Source organism: Hymenobacter qilianensis, from assembly GCF_014638675.1.
GTDB lineage: Bacteria > Bacteroidota > Bacteroidia > Cytophagales > Hymenobacteraceae > Hymenobacter > Hymenobacter qilianensis.
On sequence record NZ_BMFN01000001.1, the window covers coordinates 24,625 to 44,027 of the forward strand.

12 protein-coding genes are annotated in these 19,403 nt (G+C 56.3%); 6 read left to right on the plus strand and 6 right to left on the minus strand.

All coding sequences use genetic code 11. The annotated features are described in order from the left end of the window. Positions 1-32 precede the first annotated feature (32 nt). Both IEW06_RS00125 and IEW06_RS00130 read right to left on the minus strand, forming a co-directional pair. Entirely contained in the window at positions 33-524 is a 492-nt protein-coding gene (locus IEW06_RS00125) for a VOC family protein (RefSeq protein WP_187731300.1), read from the minus strand. 187 nt (positions 525-711) lie between these two features. After that, positions 712-1,404 carry a Dph6-related ATP pyrophosphatase gene (locus IEW06_RS00130; protein ID WP_229743011.1) on the minus strand — a complete coding sequence of 231 codons (693 nt, stop codon included), beginning with the start codon at positions 1,402-1,404 and terminating at the stop codon, positions 712-714. 146 nt (positions 1,405-1,550) lie between these two features. Between IEW06_RS00130 and IEW06_RS00135 the strand changes: the two genes are divergently transcribed. Continuing rightward, positions 1,551-2,006: a hypothetical protein gene (locus IEW06_RS00135; protein ID WP_187731299.1), complete on the plus strand. Its 456-nt coding sequence runs from the start codon at positions 1,551-1,553 to the stop codon at positions 2,004-2,006. Between the two features lie 98 nt (positions 2,007-2,104). On the opposite strand, the gene IEW06_RS00140 is transcribed toward IEW06_RS00135, so the two are convergent. Beyond that, on the minus strand, positions 2,105-2,605 hold the full coding sequence (locus IEW06_RS00140; protein ID WP_187731298.1) for a DUF4126 family protein: 501 nt from the start codon (positions 2,603-2,605) through the stop codon (positions 2,105-2,107). 130 nt (positions 2,606-2,735) lie between these two features. Beyond that, positions 2,736-4,544: a DUF885 domain-containing protein gene (locus tag IEW06_RS00145; RefSeq protein ID WP_187731297.1), complete on the minus strand. Its 1,809-nt coding sequence runs from the start codon at positions 4,542-4,544 to the stop codon at positions 2,736-2,738. Between the two features lie 227 nt (positions 4,545-4,771). Between IEW06_RS00145 and IEW06_RS00150 the strand changes: the two genes are divergently transcribed. After that, positions 4,772-6,307, plus strand: coding sequence for an ArnT family glycosyltransferase (locus IEW06_RS00150; protein WP_188547110.1), 1,536 nt, complete (start codon positions 4,772-4,774; stop codon positions 6,305-6,307). 102 nt (positions 6,308-6,409) lie between these two features. On the opposite strand, the gene IEW06_RS00155 is transcribed toward IEW06_RS00150, so the two are convergent. Beyond that, positions 6,410-7,735 (minus strand): carboxypeptidase-like regulatory domain-containing protein, encoded by a 1,326-nt coding sequence (locus IEW06_RS00155; RefSeq protein ID WP_187731294.1) that lies wholly within the window; start codon positions 7,733-7,735, stop codon positions 6,410-6,412. 159 nt (positions 7,736-7,894) lie between these two features. Between IEW06_RS00155 and IEW06_RS00160 the strand changes: the two genes are divergently transcribed. The 3 genes from IEW06_RS00160 to IEW06_RS00170 all read left to right on the plus strand — a co-directional run bounded on the left by IEW06_RS00160 (position 7,895) and on the right by IEW06_RS00170 (position 14,485). Continuing rightward, positions 7,895-8,902 carry an alkaline phosphatase D family protein gene (locus IEW06_RS00160; RefSeq protein ID WP_188547112.1) on the plus strand — a complete coding sequence of 336 codons (1,008 nt, stop codon included), beginning with the start codon at positions 7,895-7,897 and terminating at the stop codon, positions 8,900-8,902. Positions 8,903-9,256: 354 nt separating this feature from the next. Further along, positions 9,257-12,469: a serine hydrolase domain-containing protein gene (locus IEW06_RS00165; protein WP_229743012.1), complete on the plus strand. Its 3,213-nt coding sequence runs from the start codon at positions 9,257-9,259 to the stop codon at positions 12,467-12,469. Positions 12,470-12,859: 390 nt separating this feature from the next. After that, a complete protein-coding gene (locus tag IEW06_RS00170) occupies positions 12,860-14,485 on the plus strand; it encodes a 3-(methylthio)propionyl-CoA ligase (RefSeq protein WP_187731292.1) in 1,626 nt (541 codons plus the stop codon). A 153-nt stretch (positions 14,486-14,638) separates the two neighbouring features. On the opposite strand, the gene IEW06_RS00175 is transcribed toward IEW06_RS00170, so the two are convergent. Then, positions 14,639-15,817: an acyltransferase family protein gene (locus IEW06_RS00175; RefSeq protein ID WP_188547114.1), complete on the minus strand. Its 1,179-nt coding sequence runs from the start codon at positions 15,815-15,817 to the stop codon at positions 14,639-14,641. 370 nt (positions 15,818-16,187) lie between these two features. Here IEW06_RS00175 and IEW06_RS00180 point away from each other — a divergent pair, with 370 nt between their 5' ends. Further along, complete coding sequence (locus IEW06_RS00180) at positions 16,188-19,310, plus strand: SusC/RagA family TonB-linked outer membrane protein (RefSeq protein WP_188547116.1); 3,123 nt, start codon at positions 16,188-16,190, stop codon at positions 19,308-19,310. The last annotated feature ends 93 nt before the right edge of the window (positions 19,311-19,403 follow it).

A 19,403-nucleotide genomic window follows, 5' to 3' on the forward strand; every position in this document is an offset into this window, starting at 1 on the left:
GCATTTCCGGGGGGCTTTTTTTGTTCTTATACTTATTTAGCCAGCGCCAGTAGTGCCGGAATATCCAGCGGATCCGTGACCATGTTGATTTCGCCGGCGGCAGAGCGGGGCCACTCTTCCTGCGGCCGGTCGTAGTACAGCTCTACGCCGTTGCCGTCGGGGTCATTCAGGTAAATAGCTTCCGACACGCCATGATCGGCGGCGCCGGTGACGGGGTAGTTGGCATCCAGCAGCCGCTTCAGGGCTACAGCCAGCTCCGGGCGCGTGGCGTACAGAATGGCTATATGATAGAGGCCGGCCGTGTTGCGCGGCGCGGGCGGCCCGCCCAGGCTATGCCACGTGTTCAGGCCAATATGATGATGGTAGCCACCCGCCGAGATAAATACAGCCTGCGAGCCGTAGCGCTGCGTTATTTCAAAGCCCAGCAGGCCGCAGTAAAAGCTGATGGCGCGGTCTAGGTCGGCCACTTTCAGGTGCACGTGCCCGATGCGGGTAGTTGCGGGGATGATATAGGGCTGGCTCATAGTTGTCTGAACCACGGATTAGCGCGGATTTTTCGGATTTCGTGGATGATTAAAATTCAACAAATTTTTTTCAAGTATAGCCACATCAGGGCTGGTCCCGCGCACTCCCATAATCAACATAGGCCGATGACGCGTCGTCTACGGAATGAAATCCGTGGAATCCGAAAAATCCGCGCTAATCCGTGGTTCAGATCAAATCGCAATACCAAAAGCCGGCTTCGGGCGCGCCGGGCACGGGAGCCGGATAGGTGCGGCGCACCAGCTCGCCGCGCACAAAAGGAATCGGGCTGCTGAAAAACGGGGCGTCGAACACGAAGCTGTGGTACTCGCCATTTTCGCCGCAGGGGTCTACGCCGGGGGGCAAATCGCGTAGAAAATCGGCGTTGAGAAGGCGGCCGCAGAAGCTGGCGTCGAGGTGCTGCTCATTTACGCACACTACTACGGCCTGAAAGCCCAGATCGAGAAACTCGCGCAGCAAATCGGCTGCGGGGCGCTTCCAAAGCGGAAAAATGCCCCCCAGCCCCACCCGCGCCAGCTGCTGCTCGCGGTAGGCCCGAAGATCTTCCAGATAGATATCCCCGAAAATTGCCTGACTCACACCCTGAGCCTGCAATGGAGCTAACGCCTTGTGCATAAGCTGCTCATACTCCTCCATGCCGGGCGACTCGGGCAGGGCCAGCTGCACCAGCGGCAGCCCGATGCGCTGGGCCTGCGCTTCGAGCAGCGCCACCCGCACGCCGTGCATGGATACGCGCTGGTAGCGGGCGTTGATGCTGGTGAGCAGGTGGGTCACCTGGTAGCTGGGGTCAAGCAGGGCGTGGTGAAGGGCGAGGGCTGAGTCTTTGCCCCCACTCCAGTTCATAAGGGCTGAAATGGGCATCCGGCAAAGGTATCGGGCAGCGGGCAAACGGGCGATTTGGCAAAATTGGTCGCACTAAACCTTCTTGCTGATTTTGCTTCGGCTATTGACGCCCGCTTGTCGTATACAGGGCTTCCAATCTAGTCTTTCAACTCAAAACACTTTTTATGAAACTCCAACAGCGTTACGCGCTGGCTATTCTGCTGGTCGCTACGGCCCCGCTAGCCTCCTGCGATTACGAAAAGGGCCCCGGCAAAGACACCCAATTCGATAAAAATTTCAACACGGAAGCAGCCAAAGAGCCTACCAGCAATGAGGTTGCCCGCGACAGCGTAAACCGTGTACAGAACGTCCAGCCCCCGCTAGGCGAAGGCTCGGCCGCTGATCAGCAGCAGTCTGTTGACAAGGCGATGAACTCGGCTCCTAGCGGCAACACAGCTACTTCGCCGCAAACGGCTTCGGGCCAGCCAGCTCCTCAGCAAGATAAAGCGCAGGATGGCAACAGCCAGAACGCGAAGCAGGCTCCATCCAAAGCGTCAGGCACTGACCAGAGTGGCAATGGCGGTACTACCGCAGGCGGCACAACGTCAGGTAGTGGCGGTGGCCAAACCACCCAGCAATAACAGCCAGCTGAATCCGCTAGCAAGCTGTTATTCGTGTTTGCATAAAAAAAAGCCCCCCAGAATCTATCTGGGGGGCTTTTTTTTATGCAAACACGAAGCTAATACAGCTTATTATTGGTGCTGCGGCGGGCATCGTGCGCCACGGCAAGGGCGCTTTTAAGCACCAAGCTATCTTCCGCTATCGCCCACACCTTATCAGGCAAACCGGTGCTTGAACCCAGCGCTTTGCGCAGATACAGGGCCCCGTAGCTGGCGGCCACCGCTACGGCGCCGCCAATAAGCGCGCCCTTTACCACACTGTCTTTCTGCGCTTTATAGGCTGCCGCGCCCGCTAGTCCGCCCGCCAGAATACGACCCAGCAGTACTGGTGGCGCGGTGCGGTTGGGCATGCCGGGCAGCTTGTCGGCCGCCATTTCAGACACGGCTATCCCTTTCAGGACCTTGGCCGTGGTGGGCGACTGCAAAAATCGCAGCGGCGACCGGCCGATAGCCTTCGATTTATGGTTGCTGAGGACGTGACTGATGGTGGCGGGCGCCGACATGCTGCGCATACCAGCTATCGCGCCGAGGGCGAGCGTTTGTTGAAGTTGCTTAGACATCGAATTGATCGTTAATAGAATAAAGGATAGTACCTTAAACGGGAAGCCGCTGGTAGCAGCCACCAGCCGAGCATAAAAAAAGGCAGCCAAGTGGCTGCCCTTTTTAGTTGATGAACGGCACGCGTTGGGCTTACTTATGCGTGGCGGCCCAGGCATCCATTTTGCGCTCCAATACGGCCAATGGCATCACGCCGTCTTTCAACAGCTCGTCGTGGAAGGCGCTGAGCTTGAATTTGCCCCCCAGCTGCTTCTCGTACTTCTGGCGCAGCTCGCGAATCTTGAGCGCCCCGATTTTATAGCTCAGCGCCTGACCCGGAATGGCCATGTAGCGCTCAATCTCGGCGGTGGCGCCCTGCTCGCTGATGGCCTCGTTGTCCATCATGTACTTGATGGCTTGCTCGCGGGTCATGTTTTTGGTGTGCATGCCCACGTCCACCACCAGGCGAATCGCGCGGTGAATTTCGTCGCCCAGCGCACCCATGTATTGGTACGGATCGGTGTAGAGGCCTAGCTCCCTGCCGAGGCTCTCCGTGTAGAGGGCCCAGCCTTCGCCCATGGCGCCGTACCAGGCAAAGCGGCGGAATTTGGGCAGGTTTTCATTTTCCTGCTGCAACGAAATCTGGTAGTGATGGCCCGGAATGGCTTCGTGCAAAAACAACGACTCCATACCTGAAGTGGTGTTGAATTCCTTGGCATTCAGAATCGGGATGTAGAAAACGCCCGGCCGCGAGCCGTCGGGGTTGCCCTGGTTGTACTCGGCTGAGGCCGAAGCGGCGCGGAACGCCTCAGTCTGCCGAATCTCAAATGGCGTTTTGGGCGTGCGACCAAACATCTTTTTCAGGTTCGGATCAATCTTAGCCTGAATGGCGCGGAATGCTCCCAACACATCTTCCGGCGTCTGGTAAGGCGTGAATTTCTTGTCCGTTTTCAGATAGGTGAAGAAAGCGGGCAGGTCGCCTTTAAAGCCAACTTCGTTTTTCACGCGCTCCATTTCCGAGCGAATACGTTTTACCTCGGCCTGACCGGTCTGGTAAATCTCTTCGGGCGACTTGTCAGTGGTGGTCCAGCTCTTAACATAGTAGCGGTAGATTTCCGGACCGCCAGGAATGGCCGAAATGCCAGTCGTGGTGCGGGCTTTGGGCAGGTATTCGTTCTTCAAAAAGGCCCCCAGCTTCTTGTACGTTGGCACTAGGTCCTGCAGAATAACATCTTTGTAGGCGGCGGTGAGGCGCTGCTTATCTGCGTCCGAAAAGCCATCCGGAAACTTCGCTACCGGGCCATAGAATAAGCTTTTCGTTGGGTCAGTGACGACCAAATCCTGCATCTGCGGAATCATCTTCTCTACCAGCGGACGCGGCAATACCACGCCGGCGGCCATGCCCTTGCGGAAGTTGCCAATGGCCGAGTCGCCCCAGGCGGCAAAGCCTTTGGCGCGGCCTATCCAGTCGTCGTAGTCCTTCACCGTTTTGAAGGGCTGAATGCCCGAGCCCGAGCCAAACTGACCCAGCGTAATGGGCAGGCCCCAGAACTGCTGAAACGGTATCATCCAAGTGTTTAGCTTCAGACCAGCCAGCTTATTCTCTAGGTCGTACTTAAAAATATCGTAGCTGATTTTGTCATTGTCCGACAGCTTTTCGCGGTCAAACTTCTGTAGTTGGCTGAGGTAGTTTTGGTACGTCGTCTGGAGCGTGTCGCGGAAGGCCTGGGTCTGGTCATTGGGCAGCCGGTCATTGTAGCGCTTATCGCCCTGGGTGGTGGCGTCGAGCGGGAACAGCTTGAGGTTTTCTTCCCAATAGTTTGCAAACAGCGTCGATAGGTCTTTCACTTCGGCGGTGCCGGTAGCTGCAGTGTCGCTGCCGCCATCGGCCGTGTTTTTTTGCTGATTACAAGCGGTTAGCAGCGAGCCAACCAGCAACCCGGTAAGGGCTAGTTTTTTCATGAGGAAAGGGGTGAGAGATGAGGAGGGTTTGAGTGGGGAGCAATATAGCTAGTCAGTTACACAGTAAGGCTAAAGTTGCAGGCGGAAGCAAGATTGGGGTAGCATTCCGACCAACTAGCGCAGTGTTTTACTCCCGTGCATAAGATCGTTCTAGTCTAAAAAGGCTGCACCGCTCAGCCAGAAATAATGTGGACGTGGCATTTATTAGGAATCAAATATATTCCGACATGAAACGTCATATTCCGCTGATCTTTGCCGGTCTTAAGTTTGTGCTTGGCTTTGTGCTGGCCAGTCGGGTGTATGAACTGCATCGCGACGAATATCTGTACCTCAACTATGGCCAGCATTTGGCCTGGGGCTACCTGGAAGTGCCGCCCCTGATGGCCGTGCAAAGCTGGCTCACGCTGGCCCTGGGTGGGGGGTATTTTTGGGTAAAATTCTGGCCCTTGCTGTGGGGCGCGGGCACCGTGTACGTGGTAGGTCGAGCGGCCCAGCGGCTTGGGGGCAGCAGGTGGGCACAAGTGCTGGCGTGTTTGAGCTATATCGTCTGTGCTTATTCCCGCCTCAACTTTCTGTTTCAACCCAACTCGTTCGAAGTCTTTGCCTTTACGCTGAGCTGCTACTGGCTAATTGCTTACATCCAGCAGCCAAAGCCGCGCTATCTGTATGGCATTGGCGTGGTGCTGGGCCTGAGCCTGCTGAATAAGTACACCACTTTCTTTTTCATCGGGGCCCTGATTACCGCCTTACTCCTGACTGAGCAACGCCGTATTCTGATTACCAAAGCCGGGTGGATTGCGGCCGGCATTGCCTTGGCGCTGTTTTTACCCAACCTGATCTGGCAGCTAAGGCACGGCATTCCATTTTTTCACCATATGGCTTTGCTGCACGAGTCGCAGCTAGTGAATGTGTCGGCCGCGGACTTTTGGCAAGACCAACTGCTCATGTGTTTTCCGGCTTTGTGGGTGTGGGTGACGGGGCTGCTGGCCCTCTTGTTCTACCAACCGTTTCGGCCGTACCGCAGCGTGGGCTTACTCTTCGTTGGGGGGCTTTTATTGCTGACTGTACTGCACGGAAAGAGCTATTATGCCTTGGGCTACTACCCTATTCTTTTCGCGGCGGGTGCGTCGTGGCTGGAACATCGGTTGGTGAGCTTTCCGCGACTGAGCAAGCTAGCGCGACCCATACTGCCGGCCCTGTTGCTGGTGCTGGCCGTTCCGCTGTTTCCCTATGCTTACGCCCTGTATCCGCCGGCCCAAATGCAGAAGATTGGCGAAGCCTACCGCAGCACTGGTGCCAACCGCTGGGAAGACGGTAAAATTCATCTCTTACCCCAGGATTTCGCCGATATGCTGGGCTGGCAGGAACTAGCCGACAAAGCCTGGCAAGCCTACCAAAGTCTGCCCGATTCTTCGCGCAGCCGCACCCTCGTGCTGTGCGATAATTACGGTCAGGCCGGAGCTTTGAATTACTATAATCGGGGGCGAGATATGCCAGCGGCGCATAGTTTCAATGGCAGCTATTTGTATTGGTTTCCAACGCGCCCGGCCCAGCCGTACCGGCACATACTTCTGGTCACAGATGACTCTGAGGACTTTGGGGGGCATTTTTCCAGCTACCAGCGTCGGGGCAAAATTGAGAACAGTTACGCCCGCGAACAAGGCACTACCATTGCGCTCGGCACCAATCCCGACACGGCTATTCTTAACCGAATTTATCAAGAGCACCGACTCAAACTGGCTGAGTGGGAGCAGCACAAGTAAGCGCCACCTTCACCAAAAACACCACGCCCCAACTCCGTGTAGAAGTTGGGGCGTGGTGTTGAAAAGGTATTGTGTTGGACTAGCGAAAAGCCCCCCAGCGTGCTATTCTATCCGGCCATTGCGAATGCGCACATCGGCCTTAGGCTCGGGCTTTTTTACCATCGTTCCGAAGGCACCTTTCTGCTCAAACGACTTAGCTACTTCATCTTCCAGCGGAGTACGTTTTACCACCGGATTATTGGCCCAAAACTCGGGGTCGTATTTCACCTTTCTAATGGTTTCCAGGTCGCGCTCGTTGCTGGTTACTTTGTTGTACGTCAGGCTAGTAGGCTTGCGACTGGTGTCGTAGAAGAAGGTGAAAGCCGACACTTTCATTTTGGCTGGTGGCAAACCAGGCCGTACCAAATCATAGGTCATGTCTGCTTTGATGTGCTCCAGCGGATTCACGGCAGTCGTATCGTTTTGAAACACCATATCCAGCTCTAGCTCCGTGTTTTTGAAGGAGAACGTCGGGTTATTGGCTTTGCGGGTAAGCTGGGGCGTGGTCATTTTGTAGCGAATTACCTGGTAGGTATCCACATCAATCCAGACGGTGCCTTTCGAGCGGTACTTGGTTTGCTCGGGGCGCGTCTCGAAAGCAATTTCGGCCACACCGCCGGTCTCTCCTTTCTCCAGCACACCTTTAATTTCCAGCAGATAGTTTGCCACCACGTTGGGGCTGAACAGGCCCAGCGCTTTGGTCGTGTCGGCTTTATCATCGTAGAGGCCGAACGATTTGGTGTACAGCGAAAAGTTCTTGTCACTGATCAGGGCTTGCTTGGCAGCATAGCGCCCCTGTGCTATGCTCGTGCCCTCAATGCGGGCGATGTTGGACTTGGCATTCCACACCATTTCCAGCAGCTCCGTGGGGTCGTTGTCGATGCGCGTGATCTGGCGGTAGTAGGCTTTGCCGTAGAATTTGCGGCTGTAGTTTTTCTTTAACTGCTGATACGCGCGGTCCACCAGCTGGTAGGCGTAGCTGGCCACTTTCACCTCCGACAGCACCACCGTGGCCGGCGCCAGCTCTATCTCCAACGCTTGGCCCGCCTGCGTAACCTGCACCGTATCCTTGATGTGGGCCAGCTCCGAGAAAATCAGCGTTTGCGGCACGGAAGGCAAGCTTAGGGTAAACTCGCCGTTCTCGTTGCTGGCCGTGCCCATGGTCGTGCCTTTCACGCCAATGCCCACGAAGGGCAGCGGTTCCTTGGTTTCTTTATCCCGAACAATGCCCCGCACCGGGTACTGAGCATAGGCACCGTGACTTAGGCCGCCAACCAACAGAAACACGACACCCAGGCGGGCAGCCAGCTTACCGGCAGCTAGGCGTGAACGAAGAAAAGCAATAAGAATCAGGAGCGTATTCAAGGGCAAAAGTCGTTTAGTTTTCAAGGGAAGTAGCACAAATAACGCGCAGCGGCGGCGTGGCGTGTGCCCGACTCACAAAAATTAGACCGTCGGCAGATGCTCTTGACGGCTGGGGGGCTTTTTGTAACAGTTACTTCACACAAAGCGCGTCGCTCCTTCTGCTCTATTTTTCATATTTGCAGCATGAAGAACCTTCTCCTGCTCTTGAGTTTGCTATTGTATCTGGGCAGCCCGGCGGCCGTGGCTCAGCACAAAAAAGCGATGACCATTGCTTTCGGCTCCTGCGACCGCCAAGACCTTCCCCAGACCATCTGGGGGGCAATTTCGAAGGATAAACCCGACCTCTGGATCTGGCTCGGCGACAACATCTACGGCGACTCCGACGACATGGCCGTGCTCAAAGCTAAGTACGACCAGCAGTTCAATCAGGCCGACTACAAAGCCTTCCGTACGCAGGTCCCCGTCATCGGCACCTGGGACGACCACGACTACGGACGCAACGACGGCGACAAATCGTTTGGGCCGAAAAAAGAAAGTCAGCAGTTGGCCCTCGACTTTTTACAAGAGCCCGCCAGCAGTCCGCGCCGGCAGCAGGAAGGTATTTATGCTGCCTATAATTACAATGTTGGCAGGAAGCGAGTGAAGGTAATTCTGCTCGATGACCGCTACCACCAGGATACACTCTTTCGGGATGCTAACAAGGTGTATCAGCCCAATCCTACGGGCGACATTCTGGGCGAAGAACAGTGGAAATGGCTGGAGGAACAACTCACCAACAGCGACGCCGATGCCCATATTATCGGCTCCGGCATTCAGTTTCTGGCCGAAGAGCATCGGTATGAGAAGTGGGCCAATTTCCCGGTTGCCCGCCAGCGCTTTTTAGCCTTATTGGCCAGCACGAAAGCAAAAGGCGTACTACTCATGAGTGGTGACCGCCACATTGGCGAAATGGCCAAAATGACCATATCTGGCGTACAGTATCCAGTGTATGAAGTCACATCAAGCGGCCTCACGCACCCTGCTACCAACAATACCGGTGAACCAAATAAATACCGCGTTGGCCCGCTGGTAAATGAGAAGCATTATGCCCTGTTCCGCCTTCGCCAAAAAGGCAAAAAGCTACAGGCAACGATGGAGTTGAAGGGTGAAAATGGAGAGGTTTTTCACACAGAGAAAACGGTCATTCAGTAGTTGAAACTTTCCTTAGCGCACAAAAAAGAGCTGGAGATATCTCCAGCTCTTTTTTGTGCGACAGTAATCTACGATTCAAAGAACCTGACAACATCTACATAGAACGTCATGCAGAGCGGCAGCGAAGCATCTCGCGTGCAGTCGTTGCCACGCTAACTGTCATGCTGAGCTTGCCGAAGCATCTCTCCCGCTTCGTTGAGATTCCTACTCGTGTAGAGATGCTTCGGCAAGCTCAGCATGACGTTCTTCTGAATTGTATTACACACTTACTAAACACGCGAGATGCTTCGCTGCGCTCTGTATGACGGTCTAATAGAAATTATATAGTACAACTGCAGCTCCTTGCTCTGCTATTTGCAATCCACTTCTCAGCTATTGTCGCATAACTTCGTGGGTTGCCGTATTTTTACGGCTGACTTCCACCCGAACCCTGCGCCCTTGCTCACGCCCCGGAATTTCTCGCTCTTCATCCTGCTTCTGTTGTTCCTGCCGTTCGCCACTTCGGCCCAGCAGCGACGGAAGAAACCCGCTAAACCTAAAACTGCGGTTGCCACCATCAAGCCGCGCTCCATGAACGCGCCGGTGCCTTTTGCCCCCCAGATGGCGGAGTCGCGCTGGGTTGACTCGGTGATGGCCACGCTCACGCCCGACCAGCGGGTAGCGCAGCTCTTTATGGTGGCGGCTTATTCCAACCGCAAGCGCATTGATGAAGACTCCGTGTCGCAGTTGGTGCAGCAGTACGGCGTTGGGGGGCTTATTTTCTTCCAGGGCGGACCCGTGCGCCAAAGCAAATTGCTCAACCGCTACCAAGCACAGGCAAAAGTGCCGTTGCTCGTGGCCATGGATGCAGAGTGGGGCATCGGTATGCGCCTGGATAGCACCACGCGTTTTCCGTATCAAATGAGTATGGGTGGCGTGCAGGATACCGCCTTGCTGTACGAGATGGGCGCCGAGATTGCCCGCCAGTTCAAGCGCACTGGCATGCATGTCAATTTTGCGCCGGTAGTCGATGTGAATAACAACGCCGCGAACCCCGTTATCGGCTTTCGCTCTTGGGGCGACAGCCGCGAGGACGTAACCGCCAAAAGCTACCAGTACATGCGTGGCATGCAGGACAACGGCATTCTGGCCGTAGCCAAGCACTTCCCCGGCCACGGGGACACCGACACCGATTCTCACCTCGCCCTGCCCCTCATTCGGGTAGACAAGCGCCGCATTGATACGCTGGAGCTGTTTCCCTTCCGCGACCTGATGCGGCGTGGCCTGGGGGGCATTATGATTGCCCACCTCAACATTCCGGCCCTCGACAGCACTGGTATCCCCTCTACCCTTTCCAAGCCCATCGTGACGGGTATGGTGAAGGAGAAAATGGGTTTTGAAGGCATCATTTTCACGGATGCCATGAACATGAAGGGCCTCACCAACATGTTCCCCCCCGGCGAAGGCGACGTGCGCGCTCTGCTGGCCGGCAACGACATTCTAGAGTTCTCCAAGAACATTCCGCTGGCCCTGACGATGGTTCGAGAGGCCATTAACCGGGGTGAAATCACGCAGGAAGAAATTGACCGCCGCTGCCGCAAGGTGCTAGCGCTGAAGGAGTGGTCGGGGCTGAATAAGTATCAGCCCATTGACCTCAAAAACCTGTACCAAGACCTCAACACCCCGCACGCTAATTATCTGAGCCAGCGCTTGAGTGAGCTTTCTTTGACTTTACTGCGCAACGAGAAAAGCATCCTGCCTTTACAGCGCCTTGATACCCTGCGCATTGCTACCGTGACCATCGGTACCAAAGACACCACCGACTTTCAGCGCATGGTGACGGACTACGCCCCCGCTGACCATTTTTGGTTGTCGGCCACGCCTACGCTGGATGAGTTGGTCAAGATTCGGGAAGCGCTCAAAGGATATAATACGCTGCTCGTTGGTCTTAATAACCTGGGTCGCTTGCCAGCTACCAACTTTGGCGTGACGCCCGAAACCAACGTGCTTCTGCGGGAGCTGGCTACGGCCAAACAGCGCATTGTGGTCACCATGTTTGGCAATGCCTACGCCGTGGCCAAAGTCCGCGACCTGGCCCGCGCCGACGCCGTGGTGCTGGCTTACCAGGAAAGCAAAAATATCCAGGACTTAACTGCCCAAATGATTTTTGGCGGCATCGGTGCTCAGGGCAAACTCCCCGTTACTATCTCCGATCAGTACCAGCGCGGCTTTGGCCTTAGCACGCAAGGCGGCATGCGCCTGAGCTACAGCTACCCCGAAGCGGTGGGCATGAATAATAACCTCGAAGCCCGCGTGGATTCCATGATGCAGCAAGCTCTAGCGGCCAAAGCATTTCCCGGTGGTGAGGTGCTGATTGCCCGAAAAGGCACGGTGGTGTTGCGCAAAAGCTACGGCACCCACGACTACGCCGACAATCCACGCCTGGGGGGCAAAAAGCCGCGCCCAGTGCAGAACACCGACATCTACGACTTGGCTTCGGTCACGAAAGTATCGGCGGCGCTGCCGGCACTCATGCGCCTTCAGGATCAAGGAAAGTTCAACCCTGACATGACCATGGGGCAGTTGTACCCTGAGTTTGTGGGCACCAACAAACAGGACCTGAAGCTGCGCGATGTGCTCACCCACCAAGCCCGCCTCAAGGCCTGGATCCCATTCTGGAAAGATTACACCAAGCCCCGCGGCATTTTCAATAAGCTGTTTGGCAAAAGTCCCGATGCAGCCGACGTATCAGCTACCAAACCATCGGAGCTAAACCGTCGCTTCTTCCGCGCCGATTCATCGGCTCGTTTTCCGTACCAGGCTGCTACCAACCTGTGGGCCCGCAAAGATTTCCCTGAGCGTATTCGCGAAGCCATTGCCGAGTCGCCGCTGAATGAGAAGCCCGGCTACGTGTACTCCGATTTGTCGTTTATTATGTACCCGCAGTTTGTGCGCTCAGCCGCGGGCAAGCCACTCAATCAGTTTGTGGTCGATGAGATTTATAAGCCGTTGGGTGCTACGACAATGGGCTACAATCCCACCCGCCGCTTCCCACTCAGCCGCATTGCGCCCACCGAGTACGATTCCCTGTTTCGCCACGGCCAATTGCACGGCACCGTACACGATGAAGGCGCAGCCCTGCTGGGGGGCGTTTCTGGCCACGCGGGCCTGTTCGGCAATGCCAATGACCTGGCGAAAGTAGTGCAGATGTATGCCTGGAATGGCAAATACGGCGGGCAGCAGCTCATCAAGCCCGAAACCATAGCTGAGTACACGCGCTGCCAGTTCTGCCCCGACAACCGCCGCGCCCTGGGCTTCGACCGCCCCGCCGCCAATCCTTCAGTAAACTCGGCCAAAAACGCCAGCCAAAGCAGCTACGGCCACACCGGCTACACCGGCACCTATTTCTGGGTCGACCCGCAGTACGACCTCATGGTAATCTTCCTCTCTAACCGCGTAAACCCCACCCGCAACAACAATAAGATCAGCGACCTGAGTGTGCGCAGTCACTTATTGCAGGTTGCCATCGAAGCCGTGCAGCAAGGCAAAAGCACTCCTACGGAATCGCCGGTGCTGAAGGAGAATTAAGAGGCTTCAACGAGGGCCTCACCCCCCGGCCCCCTCTCCAAAGGGAGAGGGGGAGCCTGACGCTAATCGTTCTACGCCGCACTTTCGGCTCGCGCCTACAGTACGGCTACTGCTTTCGCTAGGAAGTAAAGAGTTGTAAAAAAGCCCCCCGGAAAATATCTGGGGGGCTTTTTTGCTTTCTACAAAGGCCCCGGTAGCGGTTGCGGAGGCGGCAGCCGACGTAGCCGCGTAGAAACAGTCGGCTGGCTCCCCCTCTCCCCTAGGCTCTGCGCATAAAGCAGACCGGGGGTCGGGGGGGTGAGGCCATTCGTGGCCCAGAAGTGAGACCCTCGTTGTTTTTTCTTAGCTTAGAAAACGGTATCGTCCGTTTCCCACCCAACCTGTTTTTCTATGCTCGGCTTGATGATGAACCAGCCCCTGCGCATCGCGGGGCTTCTCGAACACGCGGCCAAATGGCATGCCGACACCGAAATTGTGTCGCGCCTAACGGAAGGCGGCATCCACCGCTACACCTACCACGATGCCCACCAGCGCAGCAAGCAGCTAGCCAACGCGCTCAAGAGCTTGGGTATCGGCATGGGCGATCGAATCGGGACGCTGGCCTGGAATAACCACCGCCACTTCGAGCTGTATTATGGCGTGTCGGGACTTGGGGCGATTTGCCACACCATCAACCCGCGTCTGTTTGCCGAGCAGCTGATTTTCATTATCAATCACGCCGAGGACAGCTATATTTTTCTGGACCTCACCTTTCTGCCGCTGGCTGAGAAATTAGCCCCCCAATGCCAAAAAGTAGCCGGCTGGGTCCTGCTCACCGACCGTGCCCACATGCCCGCCGACTCCTCTCTGCCCGGCGAGTTGCTGTGCTACGAAGAACTGTTGGCCGCACAAACCGCCGACTTTGAGTGGCCCGTTTTCGACGAAAATACCGCTTCTTCCCTCTGCTACACGTCCGGCACCACCGACGAGCCCAAGGGCGTGCTCTACTCCCACCGCTCCACCCTGCTGCACAGCTACGCCGCTTCCCTCCCCGACTGCTTCAACTGCTCCGCCCGCGACACGGTGTTGCCCGTAGTGCCTATGTTTCACGTCAACGCCTGGGGCATTCCGTACGTGGCGCCCATGAACGGCTGCAAGCTAGTGATGCCCGGCCCCGGCCTCGATGCGGCCAGCTTGTACGAACTGTATGAGCAGGAAAAAGTCACGTTTACGGCTGGCGTGCCCACTATTTGGTTTGGCCTGTTGACGTTTATGCGCGAAAAAAAGCTGCAATTCACTACTCTCAAGCGCATGATTGTCGGCGGATCGTCCTGCCCGCCGGCGTTGCTGAAAGCCTTTGACGAAGAGCTGAACATTGAAATCCGGCACGCCTGGGGTATGACCGAAACCAGCCCGCTCGGCACCGCCTGCACGCCCAAAGCCAAACACCTGCTGCTCTCCCCCGATGAGCAATTCGCCATTCAAACCAAGCAAGGCCGGGCCATCTTCGGGGTAGACATGAAAATCGTGGACGATGCCGGCCAGGAACTACCCCACGACGGCGTCGCCTTCGGCGACCTGCTCGTACGTGGCCCTTTCATCGTGGGCGACTATTTCCGGGCCGGCGAGCCGGGCCAGCTAACGCAAAGCGGCTGGTTTAAAACCGGCGACGTAGCCACCATCGACCCCGATGGCTTCATGCAAATCACCGACCGCTCCAAGGACGTTATCAAGTCGGGCGGTGAGTGGATTTCGTCCATCGATCTGGAAAACCACGCCATTGCGCACCCAGCCGTAGCTGAGGCGGCCGTTATCGGCGTGCCTCACCCAAAGTGGAGCGAGCGCCCATTGCTGGTGATAGTGCTCAAACCCGGCGCTGAAGTCACCAAAGAAGAGCTGCTGCAATTCTTCGAGGGCAAAATTGCTCGCTGGTGGACGCCTGAGGCCGTGGAGTTTGTGGACCAACTGCCGCACACGGCTACCGGCAAGCTGCTCAAAACCAAGCTGCGTCAGGATTTCGCTGATTACACTTTCTGAAATAAAACTCTACCCCGTCATGCAGAGCGCAGCGAAGCATCTCGCGTGCTGATGTTGCAATGGTAACTCAATGACGACACGCGAGATGCTTCGCTGCGCTCTGCATGACGCCCTAAAGAATGAATAGGCTCAAAACCTGTTCACTTCAGCTCATCAGACCTTAATAATAATACGCCGATTGTACATCACCCACAAAATGCCCAGCCAAATAAGAACGCACACGATAGCGCCCGCCAGCGAGGCATTGATGGGGGTGAAATAAGGCACGAAAAACGTGTCGTAAAGCCAGGTGCGCAGGCCCACAGGTTCGCCATTTGCCCCAGCCACTTTAATCATTTGCAGCAGGCGCGGCACCAGTCCCGACAGGAAAAACACGGTGATGGCGTTGACGCCATATACCAGAAAAGGCTTGGTCCAGGCGCGGTAGCCGTGCACGTCGCAGAGCCAATAGAGGGCCGCTAACATGGCTAACGCAATACCGGCAGTGTACAGCACATAGGAGCTGGTCCAGAGGCTTTTATTGATGGGAAACCAACCATTCCAGATCATTCCCAGCACAATAGCCGCTCCGCCAGCCACAAACAGCCACGCCACTTTCGTAGCCGGCTCCAGCGTACGGCAGCGCAGCCACTGGCCCGCCAGCATACCGGCGAGGCCCGTACCGATGGCCGGCAAAGTGCTCAGCAAACCTTCCGGGTCCCAGGTTTTGCTGGATTTCCAGAGGTGATTTTCACCCAGTATAAGCCGGTCGAGCCAGGCGCCGAGGTTGGTGGCGGGCTCCAGATTAGCTGGGCCGAAGCCGGGCACCGGCACCACTTGCATCAGGATATTATACAGCACCAAAATGCCCCCCAGCAGCCACGCCTGCGTGCGCCAGCCGGTTTTGACGAATACCGTTCCGCACACCAAGAACACGACAGCAATGCGCGCCAATACGCCCGGAATTCGCACCGTTTCGAACACAAAGCTGGGAAACAGCGCCGAAAACAGTCCCAGCCCAAACAGGATAGCCGAGCGCTTCACAATGCGGAGCAGCAGCTGCGAATGGCGGCTAGAGTCCTGCTTAGCCGAGTCGAGCGCATACACAATGCTGACGCCCACAATGAACAGGAAAAACGGAAATATAAGGTCGGTGGGCGTGCAGCCGTGCCACTTGGCGTGCTCCAGCGGCCCGTAGATGTGACCCCAGCTGCCGGGGTTGTTCACCAGTATCATCGCCATGACGGTGATACCCCGAAATACGTCGAGCGACACCAGCCGGCCCGGTCCGCTGGCTTCCGCAAGTGGCACGGTGTGCGTAGTTTCAATGGCGGCCTGGGTAGTAGATTGCATAGGAAGTAGGTTGAGGCGCTCTAAGGTAAAAAATACGTTTCAGGAAACGCTGGTAGGTTGTCACTTGCCTTTTCAGAGTTCAAGCGCCACTAATAAAATTCCATATATAGTTGTGCAGCTTAATCTTCAGCTTTAGCTTTAAATCCTTTTTTCCGCGTTTCTGTGCGCTGAATCGATGAATAGCTGCTGAGTAGTTTATACTTTGCAGTTCAGTTTAGCTACTCCCCTATGGGCACCTGTACCTGTTTGTGTATTGTCCCCCAATAAGTTCGGACGCTTTGTCGACCGGAATCCAACTGCTTTGAGCACTCGGGTTCCGGTCTTTTCTTTTCATGCTCCTTTCCTTCCCTTTCACCATTCTCTCCTTTCAATGAAAAAACTTCTATGGTTTTTCCTGGCGCTGGGGTGGCTGCTAGCCCCTCCGGCCCTTGCCCAAACCACCCGAACCGTAACCGGCGTTGTGACGGCCGCCGATGACCGCTCGCCCCTGCCGGGTGTGAACGTGATTGTCAAAGGCACCACCAATGGCGTTCAAACCGACGCTGAAGGCCGCTATACTCTCAACAATGTTGCCGAGGGCGGCATGCTCGTTTTCAGCTTTATTGGCTACACCGCTCAAGAGCGCCCCGCTACAGGTGCTACTGTTGATGCTGCTCTGGCTTCCAGCACCACTAATCTGGGAGAGGTATTAGTAACGACCGCGTTTGGTATCGAAAAAGAAGGCCGCAGTATTGTAACCAGCGTGCAGTCAGTGCAGGGCACCGAGTTAGTCAACTCGCGCCAGCCCAACATCGTGAATGCCTTGCAGGGTAAAATCGCGGGTGTAAACATCACCAGCTCGGGTGGTGGTCCTGGCGAAGGCGCTGCCATCGTAATCCGGGGTGGTACTTCGCTTGATGGCGACAACCAGCCGCTGTTCGTTATCGACGGCGTGATTATGGACAACTCCTCTTTCGCCGAATCGACGGCACCGGGCGGTGGCTCAGCCTTCAATGGTATTCTGGGTCGCTCGGTGGGCACCACCAACCGCGCCTCCGACATTAACCCCGAAGACATTGAGAGCATGACGGTGCTGAAAGGCCCCGCGGCGGCCGTACTCTACGGTCTGCGCGCGGCCAACGGCGCCGTAATTATCAAGACCAAGAGCGGCACCGCAGGTCGGGTTACGCTGAATTATCGCACCCAGTTTTCCGTGGATCAGGTAAACCGCCTGCCCAAGCTACAGGATCAGTACAAGCAGGGCTCGTTAGGCATTTTCGATCCGGGCACCCGCCAATCTTGGGGGCCACGCTTTGCGCCCGGCGAGACCATATACAACAACCTCGAGGACTTTTATCAGAAAGGCACTTCTTTCCAGAACTACCTGAACATGACGGGCGGCACCGAAAAAGCCAGCTTCCTGCTCTCCGTTCAGCACCTCGACTCGAAAGGCATTACGCCCGAAAGCAAGTACGACAAAGCCTCTGTACGCCTGGCGGGCACGGTGCAGATTTCGCCCAAGTTCAGCGCCAACGCCTCGGCCAACTACCTGAACTCAGGTGGTGAGCGGCCCGTGCAAGGCCCTGGTTTGTTTGGCGGCTCGGGGGGCTATTTGATCAGCTTGCTAAACTGGCCTCGCAACGATGATGCGCGCAACTACCTCAACCCCGACGGCAGCCGCCGCCGCCTCACCGGTGCCTCTACCAGCGCCAACGATGCCGACAACCCGTACTTCACCGTAAACCGCAACCCGCAAACCGACCGCACCAACCGCTTTATCGGCAACGCAACCTTGAATTTTGCGGCCTATAAGTGGTTGAACTTCAGCTACACCCTGGGCACCGACTTTTACCAGGAGCGCGTGCGCTCGGTACGGGCCGTGGGTACTTCCTTGGTGAACAACCAGGACGGCGGCATTGCCGAAACTACCAATGCCAACCGCATTCTGAACTCGAACTTCCTGGCCACGCTGAACCATCAGTTCAGCGAGAACTTCAGCGGTACGCTGACGCTGGGCAACACGGTGGAGCAGAATCAGAACGAGACAACGAACGTTATCGGCCTGATTTTCCAGAATCCAAACTTCATCAGCATCAATAACACCGTAAACCGCAACGCGCTGACCAGCAACGTAAAGCGCCGCCTGGTGGGCAATTTTGCGCAGTTGAGCATGGTGTTCTGGGACCAGCTGTTCCTGGAGCTGAGCGGACGCTACGACATCTCGTCTACACTGCCCCGCCCCGACAAGAACAAGATCTATGGTAAAGGCTTCGGCTATGGCTCCATCGGGGCAGGCTATGAGTTTACCCGCACGCTGGGCCTGGAGCAGAATCCTGTTCTGAACTACGGCAAGATTCGGGGCTCTATTGCCGAGGTGGGCAAAGACACGGGTCCTTACCGCGTGGAGTCGCCGCTGGCCGCCAACACCTACATCGGTGGGGGCTTCCGCAATGGTTTCTTCGGCTCCAACAGCCTGCTTATCCCTGAGCGCAGCCGCTCGTATGAGTTGGGCGTGGAGTTGCGCTTTCTGCAAAACCGCCTCGGCTTGGACGCCAACGTGTACCGCACCCGCACCACCGACCAGCTAATTGCCCCCCGCGTAAGTCAGGCAACGGGCTTTATTCTGCAATACATCAACGGTGGCACTGTAGAGAACAAGGGCATCGAAATCTCCCTGAATGGCTCGCCGGTGAAAACCAACAATTTCACCTGGGATGTGCTGGCCAACTTCTACCGCAACGAAAACCGCACGGTGGAGCTGCCTAGCGTACTCACGGTAGTAAACCAGTCGGACGCGTTCATTATCGACTTTGCCCAGGGTGGTGCTTATCCCGGCAAGCCAATTACGGGTATTGGCGCCAGCGACTGGCTGCGTGCCCCCGATGGTCGCGTGCTGATCAGCCCCACTACGGGTTATCCCTTGGTAAATGCCAACTTCACTTACCAGGGCGACCGGGCTCCCGACTTCACCACTCAGCTTACCAATACGCTTACATACAAAGGCTTGCAGTTCACTTTCCTGTTCGATTTCCGCAAGGGGGGCAAAGTGGTGAACGGCAACGACTGGTATGCTACCCGCACCAGCGGCCTGAGCGAGCGGACCCTAGACAGGTATAAAGAGGTGGTGTTTGACGGAGTAATTGCCACGCCAAATACCGATGGCTCGACTACCTACACTCAAAACACCCGTCCCGTAGAGCTGACCCAAGGCTACTACCAGAACACCCTGGGCACGGTAGGTTCTGCCTTTATCGAGGATGTATCGTGGGCCCGCCTGCGCTATGCTACGCTGAGCTACAATATTCCCTCTACCGCGTTTGGGCAGTCATTCATTAAAGGCGTTGAGCTGAGCGTAACGGGCCGCAACCTGCTGCTGCTCACCAACTATACCGGCGCTGACCCAGAAACTTCGGCGGCTGGTGCCGGCGTACGCGGCGGCGGCTCTAATGGCTTCGACTACGGCAGCGTTCCGGCTACGCGCGGCGTGGATATGGGCGTGCGCGTTACTTTTTAAATGGCCGAATGGCCTTGGGTTAAATGGCTTGTCGTTCAATAAAACAGAGGAACAATTAACCATTTGACCATTCAGCCATTTAGCCTCCAACCA

Excerpts from the sequence above, each read along its gene's own strand:
- IEW06_RS00125 (WP_187731300.1), bottom strand. The coding sequence starts at position 524 with ATGAGCCAGCCCTATATCATCCCCGCAACTACCCGCATCGGGCACGTG.
- IEW06_RS00130 (WP_229743011.1), bottom strand. The coding sequence starts at position 1,404 with ATGCCCATTTCAGCCCTTATGAACTGGAGTGGGGGCAAAGACTCAGCC.
- IEW06_RS00135 (WP_187731299.1), top strand. The coding sequence starts at position 1,551 with ATGAAACTCCAACAGCGTTACGCGCTGGCTATTCTGCTGGTCGCTACG.
- IEW06_RS00140 (WP_187731298.1), bottom strand. The coding sequence starts at position 2,605 with ATGTCTAAGCAACTTCAACAAACGCTCGCCCTCGGCGCGATAGCTGGT.
- IEW06_RS00145 (WP_187731297.1), bottom strand. The coding sequence starts at position 4,544 with ATGAAAAAACTAGCCCTTACCGGGTTGCTGGTTGGCTCGCTGCTAACC.
- IEW06_RS00150 (WP_188547110.1), top strand. The coding sequence starts at position 4,772 with ATGAAACGTCATATTCCGCTGATCTTTGCCGGTCTTAAGTTTGTGCTT.
- IEW06_RS00160 (WP_188547112.1), top strand. The coding sequence starts at position 7,895 with ATGAAGAACCTTCTCCTGCTCTTGAGTTTGCTATTGTATCTGGGCAGC.
- IEW06_RS00170 (WP_187731292.1), top strand. The coding sequence starts at position 12,860 with ATGCTCGGCTTGATGATGAACCAGCCCCTGCGCATCGCGGGGCTTCTC.
- IEW06_RS00175 (WP_188547114.1), bottom strand. The coding sequence starts at position 15,817 with ATGCAATCTACTACCCAGGCCGCCATTGAAACTACGCACACCGTGCCA.
- IEW06_RS00180 (WP_188547116.1), top strand. The coding sequence starts at position 16,188 with ATGAAAAAACTTCTATGGTTTTTCCTGGCGCTGGGGTGGCTGCTAGCC.